At 60.8% G+C, this 18,400-nt stretch carries 16 protein-coding genes; 9 read left to right on the top strand and 7 right to left on the bottom strand.

All coding sequences use genetic code 11. The features are described from left to right. Positions 1–77 precede the first annotated feature (77 nt). Positions 78–779, bottom strand: a complete 702-nt coding sequence (locus tag J3P73_RS19705) for a sugar transferase (protein WP_018073648.1) — start codon at positions 777–779, stop codon at positions 78–80. A gap of 473 nt (positions 780–1,252) precedes the next feature. Between J3P73_RS19705 and J3P73_RS19700 the strand changes: the two genes are divergently transcribed. The 5 genes from J3P73_RS19700 to J3P73_RS19680 all read left to right on the top strand — a co-directional run bounded on the left by J3P73_RS19700 (position 1,253) and on the right by J3P73_RS19680 (position 7,016). Continuing rightward, positions 1,253–1,990 (top strand): Crp/Fnr family transcriptional regulator, encoded by a 738-nt coding sequence (locus J3P73_RS19700; protein WP_026171024.1) that lies wholly within the window; start codon positions 1,253–1,255, stop codon positions 1,988–1,990. Next, positions 1,990–3,336, top strand: a complete 1,347-nt coding sequence (locus tag J3P73_RS19695) for a glycosyltransferase family 4 protein (protein ID WP_024319338.1) — start codon at positions 1,990–1,992, stop codon at positions 3,334–3,336. Before J3P73_RS19700 ends, J3P73_RS19695 begins: the two co-directional genes overlap by 1 nt. Beyond that, positions 3,333–4,577 (top strand): glycosyltransferase family 4 protein, encoded by a 1,245-nt coding sequence (locus J3P73_RS19690; RefSeq protein WP_018073651.1) that lies wholly within the window; start codon positions 3,333–3,335, stop codon positions 4,575–4,577. Before J3P73_RS19695 ends, J3P73_RS19690 begins: the two co-directional genes overlap by 4 nt. Positions 4,578–4,656: 79 nt before the next feature. Further along, positions 4,657–6,138, top strand: a complete 1,482-nt coding sequence (locus tag J3P73_RS19685; protein ID WP_018073652.1) for a lipopolysaccharide biosynthesis protein — start codon at positions 4,657–4,659, stop codon at positions 6,136–6,138. A gap of 50 nt (positions 6,139–6,188) precedes the next feature. Continuing rightward, entirely contained in the window at positions 6,189–7,016 is an 828-nt protein-coding gene (locus J3P73_RS19680) for a glycoside hydrolase family 16 protein (RefSeq protein WP_026171025.1), read from the top strand. A gap of 131 nt (positions 7,017–7,147) precedes the next feature. Here J3P73_RS19680 and J3P73_RS19675 read toward each other — a convergent pair whose 3' ends face one another. The 6 genes from J3P73_RS19675 to J3P73_RS19650 form a co-directional block, all read right to left on the bottom strand. Then, on the bottom strand, positions 7,148–8,221 hold the full coding sequence (locus tag J3P73_RS19675; RefSeq protein WP_018073654.1) for an ABC transporter ATP-binding protein: 1,074 nt from the start codon (positions 8,219–8,221) through the stop codon (positions 7,148–7,150). Further along, a complete protein-coding gene (locus J3P73_RS19670; RefSeq protein WP_130692519.1) occupies positions 8,218–9,147 on the bottom strand; it encodes a PfkB family carbohydrate kinase in 930 nt (309 codons plus the stop codon). Before J3P73_RS19670 ends, J3P73_RS19675 begins: the two co-directional genes overlap by 4 nt. Then, positions 9,148–10,170 carry an SIS domain-containing protein gene (locus J3P73_RS19665; protein WP_018073656.1) on the bottom strand — a complete coding sequence of 341 codons (1,023 nt, stop codon included), beginning with the start codon at positions 10,168–10,170 and terminating at the stop codon, positions 9,148–9,150. Continuing rightward, the gene (locus J3P73_RS19660; protein ID WP_018073657.1) at positions 10,167–11,012 is read right to left on the bottom strand and encodes a carbohydrate ABC transporter permease; all 846 of its coding nucleotides are present in this window, start codon (positions 11,010–11,012) and stop codon (positions 10,167–10,169) included. The genes J3P73_RS19665 and J3P73_RS19660 overlap by 4 nt, the downstream gene beginning before the upstream one ends. Next, positions 11,012–11,896: a carbohydrate ABC transporter permease gene (locus tag J3P73_RS19655; protein ID WP_130692517.1), complete on the bottom strand. Its 885-nt coding sequence runs from the start codon at positions 11,894–11,896 to the stop codon at positions 11,012–11,014. The genes J3P73_RS19660 and J3P73_RS19655 overlap by 1 nt, the downstream gene beginning before the upstream one ends. A 74-nt stretch (positions 11,897–11,970) precedes the next feature. Continuing rightward, a complete protein-coding gene (locus tag J3P73_RS19650) occupies positions 11,971–13,209 on the bottom strand; it encodes an extracellular solute-binding protein (protein WP_018073659.1) in 1,239 nt (412 codons plus the stop codon). 222 nt (positions 13,210–13,431) lie between these two features. Here J3P73_RS19650 and J3P73_RS19645 point away from each other — a divergent pair, with 222 nt between their 5' ends. The 4 genes from J3P73_RS19645 to J3P73_RS19630 all read left to right on the top strand — a co-directional run bounded on the left by J3P73_RS19645 (position 13,432) and on the right by J3P73_RS19630 (position 18,399). Next, a complete protein-coding gene (locus J3P73_RS19645; protein ID WP_207579688.1) occupies positions 13,432–14,643 on the top strand; it encodes an ROK family transcriptional regulator in 1,212 nt (403 codons plus the stop codon). Between the two features lie 358 nt (positions 14,644–15,001). Next, positions 15,002–16,357 (top strand): extracellular solute-binding protein, encoded by a 1,356-nt coding sequence (locus tag J3P73_RS19640; protein ID WP_130771812.1) that lies wholly within the window; start codon positions 15,002–15,004, stop codon positions 16,355–16,357. Positions 16,358–16,589: 232 nt separating this feature from the next. Next, a complete protein-coding gene (locus J3P73_RS19635; RefSeq protein WP_017965892.1) occupies positions 16,590–17,474 on the top strand; it encodes a carbohydrate ABC transporter permease in 885 nt (294 codons plus the stop codon). 10 nt (positions 17,475–17,484) lie between these two features. Continuing rightward, positions 17,485–18,399, top strand: a complete 915-nt coding sequence (locus J3P73_RS19630; protein ID WP_018073662.1) for an ABC transporter permease subunit — start codon at positions 17,485–17,487, stop codon at positions 18,397–18,399. Position 18,400: the final 1 nt, after the last annotated feature.

Genomic DNA, 18,400 nt, shown 5'->3' with positions numbered 1-18,400 from the left:
GGGAGTGGCAGCTTGGAGGGGACGGGGGCAGCGTGTCTTCCGATTTCAAGCATGGTCGGCAGCTTCCCCTTGAATGCTCAGTACGAGCCGCGCTGCGAAAACAGAGCGGGAATGGTCTTGGCAATGATGACGAAGTCCCGGCCGAGCGACCAATTGTCGAGATAGTGAACGTCGAGGGAAACCCGGTACTCATAACTGACATCGTTGCGCCCGCTGGTCTGCCAGTGACCGGTCAGGCCCGGACGGACGGCCATGTAGGCCCAAATATGCTCGCCGTAGCGCGGCAATTCCTCGGCCGTGATCGGCCGGGGGCCGACAAGACTCATGTCGCCACGCACGATATTGATCAGCTGGGGAAGCTCGTCGATGCTGGACCGCCTCAGGATCTCGCCGACGGCTGTGACCCTCGGATCGTCCTTCAGCTTGCGTGTCTCTTCCCATTCGCTTCGCGCAGCCGGGTTGTTTTGCAGCAATTCGGCAAGCTGAGCACTCGCATCGGTCTTCATCGTGCGAAACTTGAGGCACCCGAACGGTGCTCCGCCGACGCCGATACGCGTATGGGAATAGAAGACCGGGCCGCGGTCGCTCATCTTCACGATTATTGCGACGATCAACAGAAGCGGGGAAAGCAGGATCAGCGCCGTGATTGCGATGAGAAGGTCTATCGCGCGCTTCGACGATCTGCCTGCCGCACGAGGCCGGGACGAATGGAGATCGCCGCCTTTCGCGGACCGTCCGACACGCGACCAGGCCTCGAAACTATGTGCTTCCCATGTCATCGGTGGTCTCCAAAATATTCCGATTAAGAACCGTTCAAAGTTTGCTGCGCCGCACTCTGGTTGTCTGTTACCAAGGTCATAATCCTTAATAAATTCTTTATGCTACTAACGGGCAATAGAGAATTTGGATTACATCTTGATGGCCTTCTTTTCATTTCAAACGACAATCTAACCTAATTCGGAGCGATTATCTGCTGATACTTATTTATCAGTTTTGATATCATCATTTCGATTATTGCTTTTTTTAATTCAGTAAGCCGTTTTAATAGGCAGTCATATTCGATCACAAGGCGGTTTTTTGGCTTCATTGAGATTTTGAATTCAGTTCATGATGTATATTTTGTTTTGAATCTAAATAGATGCTTTATCTTTACGTCAAATTTCGGTGATGTTGTTTGACTCTCATATTAAGACAATATAAATGATGCAGTGCAGCATTTTCTATGGTTATTCGAGTACTCGGAGTTATGCGCATGGATGGGGCGACACACACATCAGATCGCAGGGCCGGCATCGGCAAGCCGGCGATATCGGCTAACGGCAGCATTCATCTCAACAGCCGCATCGTCATCGACGACGAATTTCTTTCCTGCCGGTCGAGCGTCCGGCGATTCCGGCGCGGCGAAGTCATCGCCGGGGCCGGCGTCCTCGTCGATACCTTCGCGCGCGTCCATTCGGGGGTGGTCAGCGCCAGCACGATGCTGCCCGACGGCAGGGAATTCATCGTCGAGATCATTCCGAAATCCGGCCTCATCGGCGAGCTCGAGGTTCTGCGCAGGCAGACGTTGAGTCTCGAATACCGCGCCGGTTCCAACTGCGAACTGCATTTCTTCGAAGGCCGGCTGCTGCGCGACATGTACGCCAGCGACCCCTGCTTTCGCGAAAAGGTTTTCTCCAGGGCGCTGGCGCGTATTTCAGAGCTTGAACTCCGGATCATTGCCAATGCGGCGTCGAGCCTGCAGTCGAGGCTGGCCAGCACGCTGCTGCGGCTCTCCGCTGTTTATGGAAAAGATGCGGCAAATAGCGGCGACGAACTAATCATCTCGCAAAATGACCTGGCCGCGACGCTGCCGGCGTCCCGCGAGAAGGTTAATCAATGCCTGCGGCGCCTGCGGGAAAGCAAGATCATCGACGGGGGGCAGGGCAAGATCCGCATTCTCAACCGCAAGGCGCTGGAGGCCTGTGCCAATGGCGCGGTTTCGGTGAAGTAATGCGCCCATCGCTTCCCGAGGCTCTCCGATCCGCAGCAAGCGTCGGCCGCTTTCCCGGCCCAGGCACGACAAAGATCGATCGCGTGGTCATCATCGACGACTACTCGGTGGCCAGAGGCGGCGCGACGGCGCTGGCGGTGCTGTCCGCCAAGCTTTTTCGGGGGCTCGACATCCCCGTGACCTATATTTGCGGGGATGACGCCGCCAACGTGGAGCTTGTCGCGCTCGGGGTTTCGATGGTCGGTCTGAACAGCCGCGACCTGCTCAGCGCCGAGCGTGCGAAGGCTTTCGTGACCGGCATTCACAATGGCGCCGCCGTCCGTATGGTCGCGAACTGGATTGCCGCAAACGACACCGCCAATACCGTCTACCATGTCCATGGCTGGCACCAGATCCTGTCTCCGGCGATTTTCAGAGCACTGGCGCCGGTCGCCGGACGATGCGTGGTTCACGCGCATGATTTCTTTACCGCCTGCCCCAACGGCGCCTTCTTCGACTATCAGGCGCAGGAGATCTGCCTTCGGCGCCCGCTCGGCGGAAGCTGCATTGCGACGGCTTGCGACAAGAGAAGTTATTCGCACAAATTGTGGCGGGTCGCCCGCGGCTCCAATATCCTGCGGCTGCTGAAGGATCAGGCCGATTTCGGCCGGATCATCCTGCTGCACGAGAAGATGGCTGGCTTTCTCGTCGGCGCCGGATATCGGCCCGAACGCCTGACGACGATCCGCAATCCCGTCGCTCCGCTATCCATCAAACGCATCGAGGCGGAGGCCAACGACGAGTTCGTCTTCATCGGGAGGCTGGATGAGGAGAAGGGCATAGAAGACGCCGTGGCCGCCACGCGCAAAGCCGGCGTCCGGCTCTGCGTGATCGGGGACGGGCCGCTGATGCCGCTGGTCGCAGCTTCGGGAGATGACGTCAGGGCCGTCGGCTGGCAGTCGCATGCGGAGATCGGCCCGATCATCCGCAAGGCGCGCGCACTGTTGATGCCGTCGCGCTATCCCGAGCCGTTCGGTCTCGTCGCTATCGAAGCGGCCAGGAGCGGTCTGCCGGTCATCATGTCGCGCAGCGCCTTTCTCGCCGAGGAAATGCAAAGAGCCGGCATGGCGCTTGCCTGCGATACGGCTGACGAAAGCGCCTTTGCCGATACTTTGACGAGATTCAGCCAAATGCCGAGAGATGAGGTCCGCGCCATGAGCGAGCGGGCTTTCCGGCTGTCGCCGGATCTCGCCTCGACACACGAGGAATGGCGCGACGCGCTTCTTGCCGAATACCAGAGCCTGATTTCGACGAATGCGGTTCCCGAGCTGACAGACGGTGTGGTGATACAAGGAGTATTGAGTTGACTCTTAAAGCAACAACCTCTCTTCCCGACGCGAGGGCATTTCTCGGCGATGCGCCTGTCATGGCGAAAAGACGTGTCGCCGAAGCCGGAGGCGCGAGCGACACAAAGCAGCTTCGTGTCGCCATCGTGCATTATTGGCTCGTTTCGATGCGCGGCGGCGAGAAAGTCGTCGAAGAGCTGTGCCGCATGTTTCCGCAGGCCGACATCTTCACCCTCGTCTGCAACCGGGATCGCATCAGCGATTTTCTGAAGACGCGGAACATCCGCACGTCCTTCCTGCAGAAGATCCCCGGCGCGCAACGGCATTATACCAAGATGCTGCCGCTGATGCCCTTCGCGCTCGAGCAGTTCGATCTGCAGGACTACGATCTCGTGCTGTCGAGTGAATCCGGACCCGCCAAGGGCATCATCACGCGCGCCGACGCGCTGCATGTCTGCTACTGCCACTCGCCGATGCGCTACATCTGGGATCAGTTCCATGTCTACCGTCATGGCCTGCCCTGGGTTGGGCGCGCCTTGATGTCGATCACCGCGCCCATGTTGCGCGCCTGGGACGTGACGACCTCCTCGCGAGTCGATGTGTTCGTCGCCAATTCCGATTATGTCGCAAGCCGCATCCGCCGTTTCTACGACCGGGAATCCATCGTCATCCATCCGCCCGTTGCGACGGACGATTTTGCGGTCGGGAAGGGAAAAGGTGAATTCTATCTCTATGCGGGGCAGCTGACCACTTACAAGCGGCCGGATATTGCCGTTCGCGCCTGCACCGAGGCCGGGCGGAAGCTGGTCGTGATCGGCGAGGGAGAACAATTGGCTTATCTGAAGTCGATCGCCGGACCGACCGTTGAGTTCCTCGGCCATCAGCCCTTCAACGTTCTGCGCGACCACCTGTCGCGATGCCGCGCCCTGTTGTTTCCGGGCACGGAGGATTTCGGCATCCTTCCGGTGGAAGCCATGGCATCGGGGCGGCCGGTCCTGGCTTTCGACGCCGGCGGCGCCAGAGAAACCGTTTCCTCGCCGCAGGTCGGTTTTCGCTTCGGGCAGCAGACCACGGAAGCTCTGTTGGAAACGATGGCGGCGTTCGAAGAGGTGGAGGACGATATCGATCCGCATGCCATCCGCGCGCACTCGCTGAAATTCTCTTCCGCCGTGTTCCGCGACCGTCTGTCCAGCCTGATCGAACAACAACTGTCCACCCATGGCGACCGATCCGCCGAGGTCTTCAGAAGACGGCCGGGCTGACGGGAAAGGGCGGAGCTGCCTGTCTTGCCGCTGCGACCGAAACCGTCTCAATCCGTCGACGAGGAATAGAAGATAGATCATGTCAAGCGTATCTCAGAAGACGGCGACGGCGAGTATCTGGACCATCGGCGGAAAATTCCTGGCGCGACTGCTCGATTTCGTCAGCCTCCTGATCCTCGCACGGCTTTTGAGCCCAGCGGATTTCGGCCTTGTCGCCATCGCGACCTCGGTTCTGGTCATCGTCGAGACAATCCTGGACCTGCCGCTGACGCAGGCCCTGATGCGCCAGCCGTCGCCTTCGGACGATATGTTTGCCACGGCCCTTACCCTCAGCCTGCTTCGAGGCGTGGCCATCAGCATACTGATGATGATCATTTCCTGGCCGATGGCTTTGATCTATGACGATTCCCGGCTTTTCTCGCTTGTCGCCGTGCTCTCGATTGCGCCTGCGATGCGCAGTGTGATCAGCCCACGCATGGTTCTGTTCATGCAGCGGTTCGATTTCAAACGCGAGTTCGCACTCGATCTCATCACCAAGGGTTCCACACTGCTGTTCGGTGTCGGGGTGGCGGTCGCGACCGGCAGCTATTGGGGACTGGCGATCGGCGCGGTTGCAGGCCCGACCGCTGCGGCGATCACCTCCTATGTCTTTGCACCGATGCGACCGAGATTCAGCCTTTCCGAGTGGAAGCACTTTCAGGACATGATCAGCTGGAACACCGTCTCGCAGGTGCTGAGTTCGATCAACTGGCAACTGGACCGGCTGCTTTTGCCACGCTTTACCGGCTTGTCGACGTTCGGCGCCTTCAGCGTCGCCGACAATATTGCCGGTATTCCATACCAGACCTTCGTCGGGCCATTGTTGCGCCCGCTGATGGCGGCATTCTCGACCGTCGATGACCGTCGTAATCTGATCACTGCCTATCTGAAGGCGACGAACGCGATCACCTTCGTGGCCGCGCCCATCCTCATCACGCTCGCGCTTCTTGCCGAGCCGGCCGTACGGATCATCGTTGGCGAGAAATGGGCATCCGCCGCGCCGATTCTGCAATGGCTGTGCATCGTCAGTCTGCTCGGTCTTCCGACGAATATGATGCCGCCGTTGGCCATGGTCCTGAACAAAACCCGTTATCTCGCTCTCCGGATGTTTGCCGAGTTTGCCGTCAGGGTTCCGGTCACCGTCTTGGGCATTGTCTATTTTCAGGTGGCAGGAGCATTGGGCGCGCGGATCGTGGCGGTGCTTGTCGCCTATGCCGCATCGCTCATCATCACGCGGCGGCTGATCGGCGCGACGTTTGCCGCTCAGTTGCACGCCTTTTTACGGCCTCTGGCCGCGAGCTTGCCGATGATCGCTTTCCTGCTGTGGATGGCGCCGATGCTCGCCGTCATGCCTGTCGGCCTCAACCTTGTCGTCAGCCTGGCGCTTTGCGGCGGAGCGGCAGTCACGATCTTCTGGGCCTTTGCGCTGCTGCTGTGGCAGATTCTGGGAAGGCCCGACGGCATCGAGACCATCGTCGTCCAAAGGCTCATGCCGCGACGAAACGGGGTTCTCACCTTTTGATCGAGACAAGTGTAGTCCAACGATTGGTTTGGCGTTTTCGGAGGAGCAGGATGCGTTACGGGATATCTTCTAAGGCTCTGGGTTTGCTCATCGTTCTCGGTCTGGGGGCGTTGCCCGGCCAGCCCAGCGTGGCTCAGCAACCACTCAATATCAATGCGTACCAGCTAACGTTCGAGGAGAGCTTCGATAGTCTGGACGTCTCGGCCTGGGGGGAGAGAAGCTCCCGCTGGATCGCGCATACGCCCTGGAACGGCGATTTCGGTGACGCCCGGTTCACAGATCCGGCGCCGGGCTTTCCGTTTACCACCGATCAGGGAGTTCTGAAGATCGAAGCGCGCAAGGAGGCCGATGGAACCTGGCGCTCGGGCCTGTTGTCGTCGGTGAACCCGAAAGGCGAAGGATTCTCGCAGCAATTTGGTTACTTCGAAGCGCGGATGAAGCTGCCGCCGGGCAAGGGTGTCTGGCCGGCCTTCTGGCTCATCGGGCTTGACCGGTCGAAATACACCGCCGAGATCGACGTCCTGGAATATTATGGACGCGCGCCCTACGAATTCAGCATGGGCTTTCATATCTGGCGTCAGAGCCAGGGCGGCCAGAACACGACCGGCGGCCATTGGCAAACCGTCCAGGACGGAATTTTGAACAGCGAATACCACACCTACGGCGTCGATATCCAAGCTGACAAGACGAGCTTCTACCTCGACCGTCAGTTCATCTGGAGCTTCGATACGCCGAAGGAGTTCCACATGCCGTTCTATCCGCTGGTGAACCTGGCACTCGGCTCGGGTTGGCCGATCGATGAAACGCCGAATCCTTCCATCCTGCTCGTCGACTATATTCACGTCTACCAGCGGAAGCCGACTGACGCAGCGAATTGAACAACTGACGGGATAACCGTTCGGTCGCTAAAGCGCGTCGCGATCTTTCAGATTCGCTCCTCGCGCTTTAGGTCCTTGTTTTTACGCATGTCGTTGTCGCAAAACCGCTGCACACTTTTGCGCGACATGCTCTAGCGGCCGCAGCTGAGACCTGTTTCCGGGTCGAAGAGATGCATTGCCTCCTCGTCGAAAAAGAGAGTGAGCTTTTCGTTGTCGCGGATCGGCGTGCGTGGCGGCAGACAGGCCATCAGGCGCTGATTTCCGGCAAGGGCGGTGACGACGAGTTCCGGGCCGGTCAGCTCTGCGACCTCAAGGGTTGCCTCGATCGACGGGCCGGCGCCGTCCGTGCGAAGCGCCTCGGGACGGATGCCGAGGATAAGGTCGCAGCCATTGCCGGCCGCTTCGCGGAAACGGGCGGGCAGGGGCAGGATCGCATCCGAGCCTGAAAGCGCCAGGCGACCGTCGCGCGCCGTCGCCTTCAGCAGGTTCATCGGCGGCGCGCCGACGAAGGTCGCGACATAGAGCGTTGCCGGATGGTTGTAGATCTCCTCCGGCGGGCCCAGCTGCTCGATGCGGCCGTCGCGCATGACGGCGATGCGGCTTGCAAGCGTCATCGCCTCGATCTGGTCATGGGTGACATAGACGACTGTCGTCTTCAGCATCTGGTGCAGCCGCTTGATCTCGGTGCGCATCTCCATGCGCAGCTTGGCATCAAGGTTGGAGAGCGGCTCGTCGAAGAGGAATACCTCCGGCTTGCGCACCAGCGCACGGCCGATCGCGACGCGCTGGCGCTGGCCGCCGGAAAGCTGGCTCGGCTTGCGGTCGAGGAGGCTTTCGATCTGCAGGAGCTTTGCGGCATCATGCACGGCCCTGTCGCGCTCCGGCGCCGGCACCTTGCGCATTTCCAGGCCGAAGCCGATGTTCCGGTGCACCGTCAGATTGGGATAGAGCGCGTAGGATTGAAAGACCATGGCGATATCGCGGTCCTTCGGATGCACGCTAAGCACCGAGCGGCCGCCGATCCTGACATCGCCGCTCGTTGCCTCGGCAAGGCCGGCGATGATGTTCAGCAGGGTGGACTTGCCGCAGCCGGAGGAACCGAGCAGCACCAGGAACTCGCCGCTTTCCAATGAGACGTCGATGCCTTTCAGCGTCTCGACGTCGCCATAGGTCTTGCGGATGTTCTGAATTTCGAGCGCGCTCATCGCACAGGCTCCTCAGGAGATGACGGGCCGCCGTAGTTGCGGGGAAGGGTGGAGATGGCGCGCGAGGCGACTGCGGTTCCCGCCTCCAGGCAGGACATCAGCGGCTCATCGCTTGCGAGTGCGGCGAGGAAAGCGGCGTTGAAGACATCGCCGGCGCCGATCGTATCGACGACCTCGACAACGGGTGCCGCCACCGAAACCAACAGGCCGTCCGGCCCGATCGCGAGAGCGCCGTCCGGGCCGCGCTTGACGACGATGATTGCACCCTCCGGCATATGCGACCTGATGTGACGGGCCGCCTCGATCGGATCGGCGATGCCGGCAAGCGTCGTCGATTCGACCTCGTTCAGCAGCGCGATACCGCTGCGGGAGAGCCAGGCACGTGTCGCCGCGCAATTCTCGTCTGTCCAGCCGTCGAGCGGCCAGCCGGTATCAAGCGCGACGGTGATGCCATGGCTGTCGGCCCAGTCGAAGAAGGCGCCATAATCTGCTGTCAGGTCGTCGGTCAGGAACGAGCCGCAGAGAAGGGCGTAGCCGCCCTGCAGCCTTGCACCCTCGATGACCGCGAAGACATCTGCCAGGCTGAAGCGCGGCAGGTGGCCTTTTGTGGTGAAGAAGGTGCGCTCGCCGTCCGGATGGGTGATGCCGACGGAGAGCGTCGTTTTCTCCGGACGTACCGGCCACTTGTCGGAACGGTGGCCGAAGGCTTCGCTCAGCCAGCGGCCGAACTGGTCGCTGCCGATATTGGCGGCGATCTCGAATTCGACGCCGAGTGCCTGCCAGGCGAGCGCGCTGTTGCCGGCGGCTCCGCCGACCCGCAACTCGTCATGATTGACGATGATTTCCGTCCCTGCCTTCGGCCAGGGGGCGGCCGGTCCAAGGATCAGGTCGATGTTGACGTTGCCGATGACTGCAAGCGGCTGCATTCATTCGCTCCGGGTGATCTTGGTGGAGCGGACCGGCGTTCCGGCATTCACCACGCGGGCATCGGCAAAGGCGATCATCAGCCGCTGGGCGACCGGCAGCATGGCGAAGATCGCGGCAAGACCGGTTGCAGGCGCAAAGCGGATCGTCACCGCGCCGGCGACCGGCGCTTCGCGCGAGGCGTCGAACAGGATGACCGGGGCGCCGGTCTCGACGGCGGATGTCGCCATCGCCGTTACCAGGCCGGCCGTCTCGTCCAAGCCGCGGAAGAGCACGACGCCGATCTCCGATCCCAGCATCTCCATCGGTCCGTGGCGCAGCTGGCCGCCTTCAAGCGAGAAGCAGGGACGGCGCGACAGCTCGGTCAATCCGAGCGCGAGCGCCTCGGCAACACCCTGCAGCCGGCGGCCTGAGGTGACGACGGTCGCGACGTTTTCGAGTGCCGAGAGGGCGGCGGTGATGTCACGGTCTTCCGGTGCCTTGAGGGCGGCAAGTGCGGCGTCGGGATTTTCGCCGAGGCCGGCGAGGATAGCCAGATGCAGGGCGAAGGTCACCGTCAGGCTGCGGGTCGCGGCGAAGGCTAGCTCGGTGCCGCCGGCGCCGACCAGCGACGGGGCGGTTCTTGCCAGGAAGGAGCCGCCTTCGAGCGTCAGGCCGAAGGTCTCTTCCGTGCCGCCGGTCTCGTCGAACCAGCGCACGACCTCGGCGCTTTCGCCGGATTGCGAGGTGACGAAGATCGTTCTGCCGGCGATCGGCAGCGGCTGGCCAAGCTGCTCGGACAGCGGCAGGGCGACGGCATCGATGCCGAGGGCCCGGTAGAGCGGCTCGACGGCGCGGTTGACGGCATGCGAGCCGCCCATGCCGATGAGCAGCAGCTTGCCGGTCTTTTTCAGCGAGGCGGCGGCCCTTGCCGCCATTGGCTGGGCCGCTTCATAGGAGGCGATCGCATCGGCATGCTGGCGTGCCATTTCGCGATCGATCGCGGCAAGCCCGGCCGGCCGGGTTCTTTCTGCTGTCATGATCATCCCTTGACGCCGCCGCTGGTGAGCCCCGAAATCAGGGCGCGTTGCATGACAAGACCGATCAGCACCGGGGGCAGGGCGGCGAGCACGCCTGCCGTCGCAATCAGTCCGTAATCGGAAACGCGGCCGCCGGCGAGATCGGCAATGGCGACGGTCAACGTCTTGGCGCGCTGGTCCGAGGTGAAGAGCAGCGCATAGAAGAATTCATCCCAGGCAAGCAGGAAGGCAAAGAGGCTTGACGTCGCGACCACGGGGGCTGCCAGCGGCAGCGTGATGATCCGCAGCGTCTGGAACAGGCCGGCACCGTCGATCATCGCGGCGGATTCGATCTCGCGCGGGATGGAATCGAAACCCGATTTCATCAGCCAGGTGGTGAAAGGCGCAAGGATGGTGAGATAGACGAGGGCGAGGCCGAAGACGTTGTTCAGCAATCCTAGATAGGAGAGGCCCATATAGAGCGGCACGGCAAGCGCCACCGGCGGCAGCATGTAGGTGGCGATCACCATCGACAGCGACCAGCCGACCGAAGGCGTGCGCGACACAGCCCAGCCGGCCGGAATGGCGAGTGCAATGGCGGCGATCGTCGCCATGCCCGCCACTTCGATGCTGTTTCGCAGCGACGAGGTGAAGGCGTCGCCGGCGCTGTTTTCGAGCGTCGAGAGCAGCACGCCGTAGCGAGAGAAATCCGCCGTCTGCGGCCACCAGCGCAGCGGCTTTGCCGCAAGGTCGGCGGCCGGCGAGATGCTCATGATGAACAACCACAGGATCGGCGCCAGGATGACGGCGGCAAGCAGCAATGCGCAGAGGTGGATGAAGGCGGAAAAGAGCGGGCTCTGGCGTTCCATCAGGCCGCACTCCCCGCCGTCTTGCGCACCAGAGCGGCGTAGCCGGCAGCAAGCAGCGTTACCAGCAGCGTGACGATCAATGCCAGCGAGGCGCCGGAGCCTGCCCGCTGGAAGGAGAAAGCTTCCTGATAGACCAGGATCGACAGCGTGCGCGTGCTGTTGGCCGGGCCGCCGCGGGTCATGACCCAGATGATGTCGAACACCTTGAAGGCCTCGATCGTGCGCAGCACCAGCGCCACCATCAGCGGACCGGCGAGATAGGGCAGAATGACGAAGCGGAAGCGGGCGAAAGCGCCGGCGCCGTCGACCAGCGAGGCGGCGGTGATGTCGCGCGGCACGGCCTGGAGTGCTGCGAGCGCAATCAGCGCCACCAGGGGGAAATTCTTCCAGCAGTCGGCGACGATGAGGGCCGCCAGCGCGGTGCCCGGTTCGCCGAGCCAGGAGCGGTAGGCCTCCAACAGGCCGAGTTGGGTCAGCGCGGCGTTCAGTGCGCCGTATTCCGGATTGTAAATCAGCCGCCAGAGCGTGGCGTTGACGACGGTCGGCAGCGCCCAGGGCAGGATCATCAGGGCGCGAAGCGCAGTGCGGCCGCGAAACTGCTGGTTCAGCAGCAGGGCGGCAAGCACGCCGAGCACCATTTCGGCGGCGACCGAGACGATCGCGAACCATGCAGTGGTAATCAGCGTGCGCTGGAAATTCGAGCCTGAGATCATCTTCGCGTAATTGTCGATGCCGACGAAGTTTCCTTCCGTGCCGACGAGCTTGGCATCGGTGAAGGAGAGGCCGACGGTATCGATCAGAGGCCAGCCGATGACTGATATCATGACCACGAGAAGCGGCAGCATCAAAAGCCACGCGCGGGTTGTCAGCCAAGTGCCCGACATCAAGGCGACCCTTCTTCATTACAGGTTTTGGAGACCGGGCGACGGCAGGCGCCGCCCGGGTTTTCATGGCTCAATCAGAGGCCGCTATTGTCTGCGGCCGACTTCAGCGCGTCCTCGGGAGAGGACTGGCCGAGCAGCGATTCCTGGATCGCCTGCTGCAGCGCGGTCGAGAGCTCCTGATATTTCGGCGTCGTCGGACGCGGATACATCGCGGCCAGGCCGATCTTGGCGGCGGAGATCAGCTCTTCCTGGCCCTTGGTGACGGCTGGGTCCTCATAGGACGACGCCCAGATCGGCAGGCTGAGCTTGGCATAGGCATTCTGCGTCGCCTGCGAGGTCATGAAGGTGATGTATTTCCAGGCCTCATCAGGATGCTTGCTGGCCGAGGTGATGCCGAGGCCCATCGAACCGTTGACGGCCGAAGCCTCACTCTTACCGGCAACACCCGGCGCCGGCACGACGCCGACCTTGCCCGCGACCTTGCTGTCTTTCGGATCGTTGGCCATGTTGTACATGTAGGTCCAGTTCAGCGCGAAGGCGGCATCGCCGTTTTCGAAGACCTTGCGGACGTCCTCTTCCAGGAATTCCTTGGAATTCGGATTGGTCAGGCCGGAGGAATAGCTGGAGACCATGTACTTCAGGGCATCGAGGCCGCCGCCGGTCTGGAAGGCCGGCTTGCCATCCTTCAGGAAATCGCCGCCATAGGCGCTGACGAGCGTGGTGTAGTCGCAGATCGCGGCTTCGGCCTGTGACCAGCTCCAGGCGATCGGCGTGGCAAGCAAGCCCTTGTCCTTGATCGTCTTTGCCTGTTCGGTCAGTTCGTCCCAGGTCTTGGGCGGAGCCTTGATGCCGGCCTTTTCGAGGATTTCCTTGTTGTAGAACAGATATTTGGTGTCGAGGATCCACGGCATGCCGTAATATTTGCCGTCATATTGCACGGTGGTCCAGGCACCCGGCAGCACGCCCTTCTTCATGTCGTCGGTGACGCGAGAGGAGACATCGACCAGCACCTTGTTGGTGGCGTATTCGGCCGGCCAGATGACGTCGAAGAGGACGACGTCGTAGCCGCCGCCGGAACCTTGCGCCAGCACCGTCTTGTCGTGCAGGCCTTCATAGGGGACGAATTCGAGATTGACCTTGATGTCGGGGTTCGCCTTGGCGAAGGCGTCGGTCATGGCGCGCACGTCGGCCTCGCTATAGGCGGCCTGCGCCATGAAAAGCGCGTTCAGCGTCGTTTCGGCGAAAGCGTGCGGCGCAAGGGATGCGCCGATCAAGGCCGCACCCAGAAGCGTCTTGTTAAAGGATTTCAGCATTGCAGCCTCCAGTTTTTGACATTTACGCATTGCCGAGGGCGGTCCTCCGCCATCGGTGTTCGAGAAGGCACGCGCGAAAACGTGCCGGTTCGTCGTCTCGGAGCGTCGTCGGAGCGCCTTGCGGGCTCCTGCGTTCCCTGGAACTCTCCGGTTCCTCATTAAGTCAAGTGTCTTGACTTATTACTTCTTCAACATTCTATTGGAGTCAAGAGGGAATTGCACATGAATGACAGCCGCCCGATCCGGGCCAAGAGCGGCACCAATCACGAAGGCACTAGCGCGCATAACCGGCGTGTGATGATCGATGCCCTGAGGATCAACGGTGCGCTTTCACGCGCCGATCTGGCACGGGCGACGCGGCTGACCAAACAGACGGTGTCCAATATCATCGAAGAGCTCGAGCGCGACGGTCTCGTCAGTTCGCAGGAGGCGGTGAGGAGGGGCAGGGGCCAGCCGTCGACACCCTACGGCCTGGTGCCCGAAGGCGCCTTTGCGATCGGCTTGCAGATCGACCGACATGTGACGCGAGCGGTCGCCGTCAATCTCGTCGGTAGCGTTCTCGTGCGTGATGAGGCAGGCCTCCCACCAGGCGGTCCGTCGAACGGGACGAAGGTCGTCCTCGATCTCGTTGCCGGTGTGCGGTCAAAGCTTGCAGGGATCGTCCAGCAGTCGGAAAAACGGCTTGTCGGTCTCGGCGCCGCCATGCCAGGGCCCTTCGGGGTCGCCGGCAGCGGCGACGATCCGTGGATGATGGAGGCCTGGCAGAAATTTCCGTTGTTGGAAACGCTGACCGCCGGCACCGGGCTCGATGTCGGCCTGCAGAACGATGCGGCGGCGGCGGCGACCGCCGAGCGCATGGTGGGAGCCGCCCATGGCCTCGATCATGCCGTCTGCCTCTTCGTCGGTTATGGCATTGGCGCCGGCCTCATTCTGAACGGCGAGCTTTACCGCGGCACCAACGGTAATGCCGGCGAGATCGGCATGGCGCTGTTATTTGCCGACGGCAAATCGACGCCGCTCGAACATCGAGCTTCGCTCGCCTCGCTTTATCAGCATCTATCGGTCGATCCCGCCGATCCTCATCTGCACGCACATATCAACGATCTTGCCTTGAGAGGCGATCAAAGCATCCACGCCTGGGTCGAAGCAGCGGCATTGGACCTGCGCTGGAGCATCCATCTCATCGAGACACTGTTCGATCCACAGACGGTGATCCTCTGCGGCAGCGCGCCGGAAGCGCTGGTGAACAAGTTGATTGCGGCAATCGGGCCGTTGCTGCCCTCGATCGCCGAACGTCGTGGCCGGACGCTGCCGCGCCTGCAGCCCGGCATGGCCGATCCCTGGTCGGTGGCGCTTGGCGCTGCCGCCGGACCGATCAGCCGTGCATTCGATCCGCGTTTTGCGGCGATCCTCAAGGATTCCCTTCAATCCTGAGGCCTAAACCCTGAGGTTGCACACCAGTGCAATGGCGAAAATGCCAGCGTTTTTACAAGTTTCGTTGCGGCGGAGTAGCCGAATAAAGGCACTCTGTTGCAATATAAATAAATATTAAATATCCCCTAAAATTCCATTGTTTCGAATATAGCTGTAATTTATTGGCAATATGCTGAAGCAAGCTTCGAATTTTCTCTAAATATTTCCCTGAGATTTGCGAATAATGGTTGTGTGAAGGTTTTATGACAACTGTATTTAGATAATTTCATGTCATGTAATATTCATTGGCCGCGGCAATTTGAACCAGCTAATAGGGCGTGCGCTGAAAGTGCGCGTCCCTTTTACGTTCGAGGTTCTCATGCAAGCCAAGCTTCTCGGCGCCGTTGGCGCCCTTCTCGCTACAGCGTTTCTTGCTGGTCCCGCTGCCGCCGCCGATAAGACCAAGATTGACTTCTGGTTCGGCAATTCCGGTGACATCGCAAAGCGTGTCCAGGAGCAGTGCGATCGCTTCAACCAGTCGCAGGCCGACTACGAAGTCGTCTGCACCAGCCAGGGCAGCTACGACGCGTCCCTGCAGAACACCATTGCTGCCTTCCGCGCCGGCAAGCAGCCGACCATCGCCCAGGTCTCCGACGCCGGCACCCTCGACATCATGCTCTCCGGCGCCTACTACCCGGCCAACAAGCTGATGACCGACATGGGCTACACCGTCGACTGGAAGGACTACTTCTCCGGTATCTCCGGCTACTACGCGACATCGAAGAGCGAGATGTACTCCTTCCCCTTCAACTCCTCGACCGCTCTTCTCTACTGGAACAAGGACGCCTTCGCCAAGATCGGCAAGGATCATGCTCCGGCGACCTGGAAGGAAGCAGGCGAGGACCTCAAGGCTCTGAAGGATGCAGGCTATGCTTGCCCGCTCGGCTTTGACATATCCAACAACGAAGTCTGGCAGTACATCGAGCAGTTCGAAGCCGTAAACGGCGAAGCCATCGCCACGAAGAAGAACGGTTTTGAAGGTCTCGACGCCGAGCTGGTGTTCAACAAGAACCCGCTTCTCGTCAGCTACGTCAAGGATCTCAAGTCCTGGTACGACAACAAGCTTGCGATCATCAAGAACAAGGCTGTCGGCCAGACCTTCGTCGAAGCTTTTGCCGCTGGCGATTGCCAGGTCATCCTGACCTCGGTCGGCGACCACGGCAATGTTGGCCGCACCGCCAAGCAAGGCATGAACTGGGACGTTGCCATGCTCCCGACCTACGGCGACGCAACCCGGCACAGCTCTTACGTTGGCGGCGCTTCGCTCTGGGTTCTGAAGGGTCATTCCGACGCTGAATACAAAGCTGCCGCTGCCTTCTTCAACTTCATCGCAAAGCCGGAAGAAGCTCTTACCTGGTCGACCGTTACCGGCTACATCCCGGTTCGTAACTCCGGCTTCGAATATCTGAAGAAGCAGGGCTTCTACGACAAGGCTCCTTATGCCGGCCGCGAACTCGCCATTCAGAGCCTGACCGCATCGCCTGCTGGCGATGCTGCTCCGCACGGCATCCGCCTCGGTGGCCTGCTGCAGGTCCGCACCGAAATCGCCAATGGTCTGCAGGCAATCTTCGTCAACAATGCCGATATCCAGGCTTCGCTCGACAGCGCTGCTGAACGCGGCAATACGCTTCTGCGTCGGTTCCAGCAGACCTATAAGAACGTTCAGCTCCCCTGATCGCTTGATATGAGCCGCACCCGGCCCGCGTTTCGCGCGCCGGGTGCGTCCTTGTAAGTTATTTAGCCAGCCGCGGATGCGAACTTGCCGCCCGCGCCTAAAGCGCGCCGCAATCTTTCAGATTCGCTCCTCGCGCTTTAGATCTCTATTTTGACGCATGTCGTTACCGCAAAACCGCTGCACATTTTTGCGCGACATGTTTTAAACCAAACCAGGACGAAAACGACCACTCATGGAAAAGCGCGTCACTTTCTCCTCAACGACGATCGGGCTGCTCTTCGCATTTCCGATGCTGTTGCTGATCTTCGTCTTCTTCTATTGGCCGAGTGCGCAGGCGCTCTATTGGGCGTTTACGCTCGAGCAGCCATGGGGCGGCGGTAATGCCTGGGTCGGTTTCGACAATTTTAAACAGCTGCTCACCGATCCGATCTATTGGGACTCGATCACCCGCAGCATGATCTTTGGCTTCAGCTCGACGGCCATTGCCATGGGGCTGGCGCTTATCCTGGCGCTTTTGACGGATCGTGAACTGCGCGGCCACAAAGTCTACCGGTCAGTCTTCATCTGGCCTTACGCAATTGCGGCTCCCGCTCTCGGCCTCGCCTTCCGCTTCATCCTGGCGCCGGAGGCCGGCCTTCTGTCGGTCATCAACCACGTCTGGCCCGGCCTCTGGAACCCCGCACTCGACGGCAAGGATGCGATGATCGCCGTCATCGTCGCCTTCTCCTGGAAATATATCGGCTACAACTTCATCTTCTTCCTCTCGGCGCTGCAAGGCATTCCACGCTCGCTGATCGAGGCCGCCGCGATGGATGGTTCGGGGCCGATGCGCCGGATCTGGGATATCCAGCTGCCCCTGCTGACGCCGACGCTGTTCTTCCTGCTCGTCATCAATATCACCGAGAGCTTCCAGGATTCCTTCGGTATCGTCGACGTCATGACGCAGGGCGGCCCGGCGCGCGCCACCGAACTCATGGTCTACAAGATCTATTTCGACGGCTTCAGAGGTCTCGATTATTCGGGCGCCGCAGCGCAGTCCATCATCCTGATGGTGCTCGTTGTTCTTCTCACCATCTTCCAGTTCCGCTTCATCGAGCGGCGCGTGCATTACAAGTGAGGTCGCGAACATGATCGAACGCACGCCGATATTCAACTTCATCTGCTATACGCTTCTCGCGCTCGGCATGGTGATCGCGCTTCTGCCTTTCGCCATCGTCATCATCGCGTCGACACTCGATCTGGAGACGGTCAATCGCGTGCCGCTGCCGCTGGTTCCAGGCTCGCATTTCTGGGAAAACGCGCAGACCGCCTGGGTTCGCGCCGATCTCGGCAACAAGCTGTTCCACAGCATCATCTTCGCCGCAACCGTCGGCGCCGGCAAGGTCATGCTGTCTTCCATGGCAGCCTTCTCGATCGTCTACTTCCGCTTCCGTGGCCGGTATGTGATTTTCTGGATCATCTTCATCACGCTGATGCTGCCGCTGGAAGTCCGTATCGTGCCGACCTATTCGATTGCGGCCAATGCGCTGCAGCCTTTCCAGACGATCCTCGACGTTACCGGCATAAGCTGGCTCATTGCGCAGATCACCGGCGTCCAGATCAAGCTCGAATGGGGTCTGCTGAATTCCTATCCCGGTCTCGTTCTGCCGCTGGTCGCAACCGCGACCGGCACCTTCCTCTACCGGCAGTTCTACCTGACGGTTCCGGACGAGCTTGCCGAGGCTTCGAAGATGGACGGATCGGGCCCGGTCCGGTTCTTCTGGGACATTCTGCTGCCGCTCTCGCGCCCAAATATGATCGCGCTCTTCACCATCATGTTCGTCTGGGCCTGGAACCAGTATCTCTGGCCGCTGCTGATCACCACCGATCCGAATTTCGGCATCGCCGTGACGCAGCTCAAGACCCTCATCCCGTCCGAATTCGGCCTGCCCGACTGGAACGTCGCCATGGCCGGAACCCTGATCATCATGTCGCCGCCATTGATCCTCGTCATTCTGATGCAGCGCTGGTTCGTACGCGGCCTTATCTCCACCGAGAAGTGAA

This window comes from Rhizobium ruizarguesonis (assembly GCF_017357285.1).
In the GTDB taxonomy this organism is placed as follows: Bacteria; Pseudomonadota; Alphaproteobacteria; order Rhizobiales; family Rhizobiaceae; genus Rhizobium; species Rhizobium ruizarguesonis.
The sequence above is the reverse complement of the archived record's forward strand: the minus strand, read 5'-3'. Positions and strand labels throughout refer to the sequence as shown.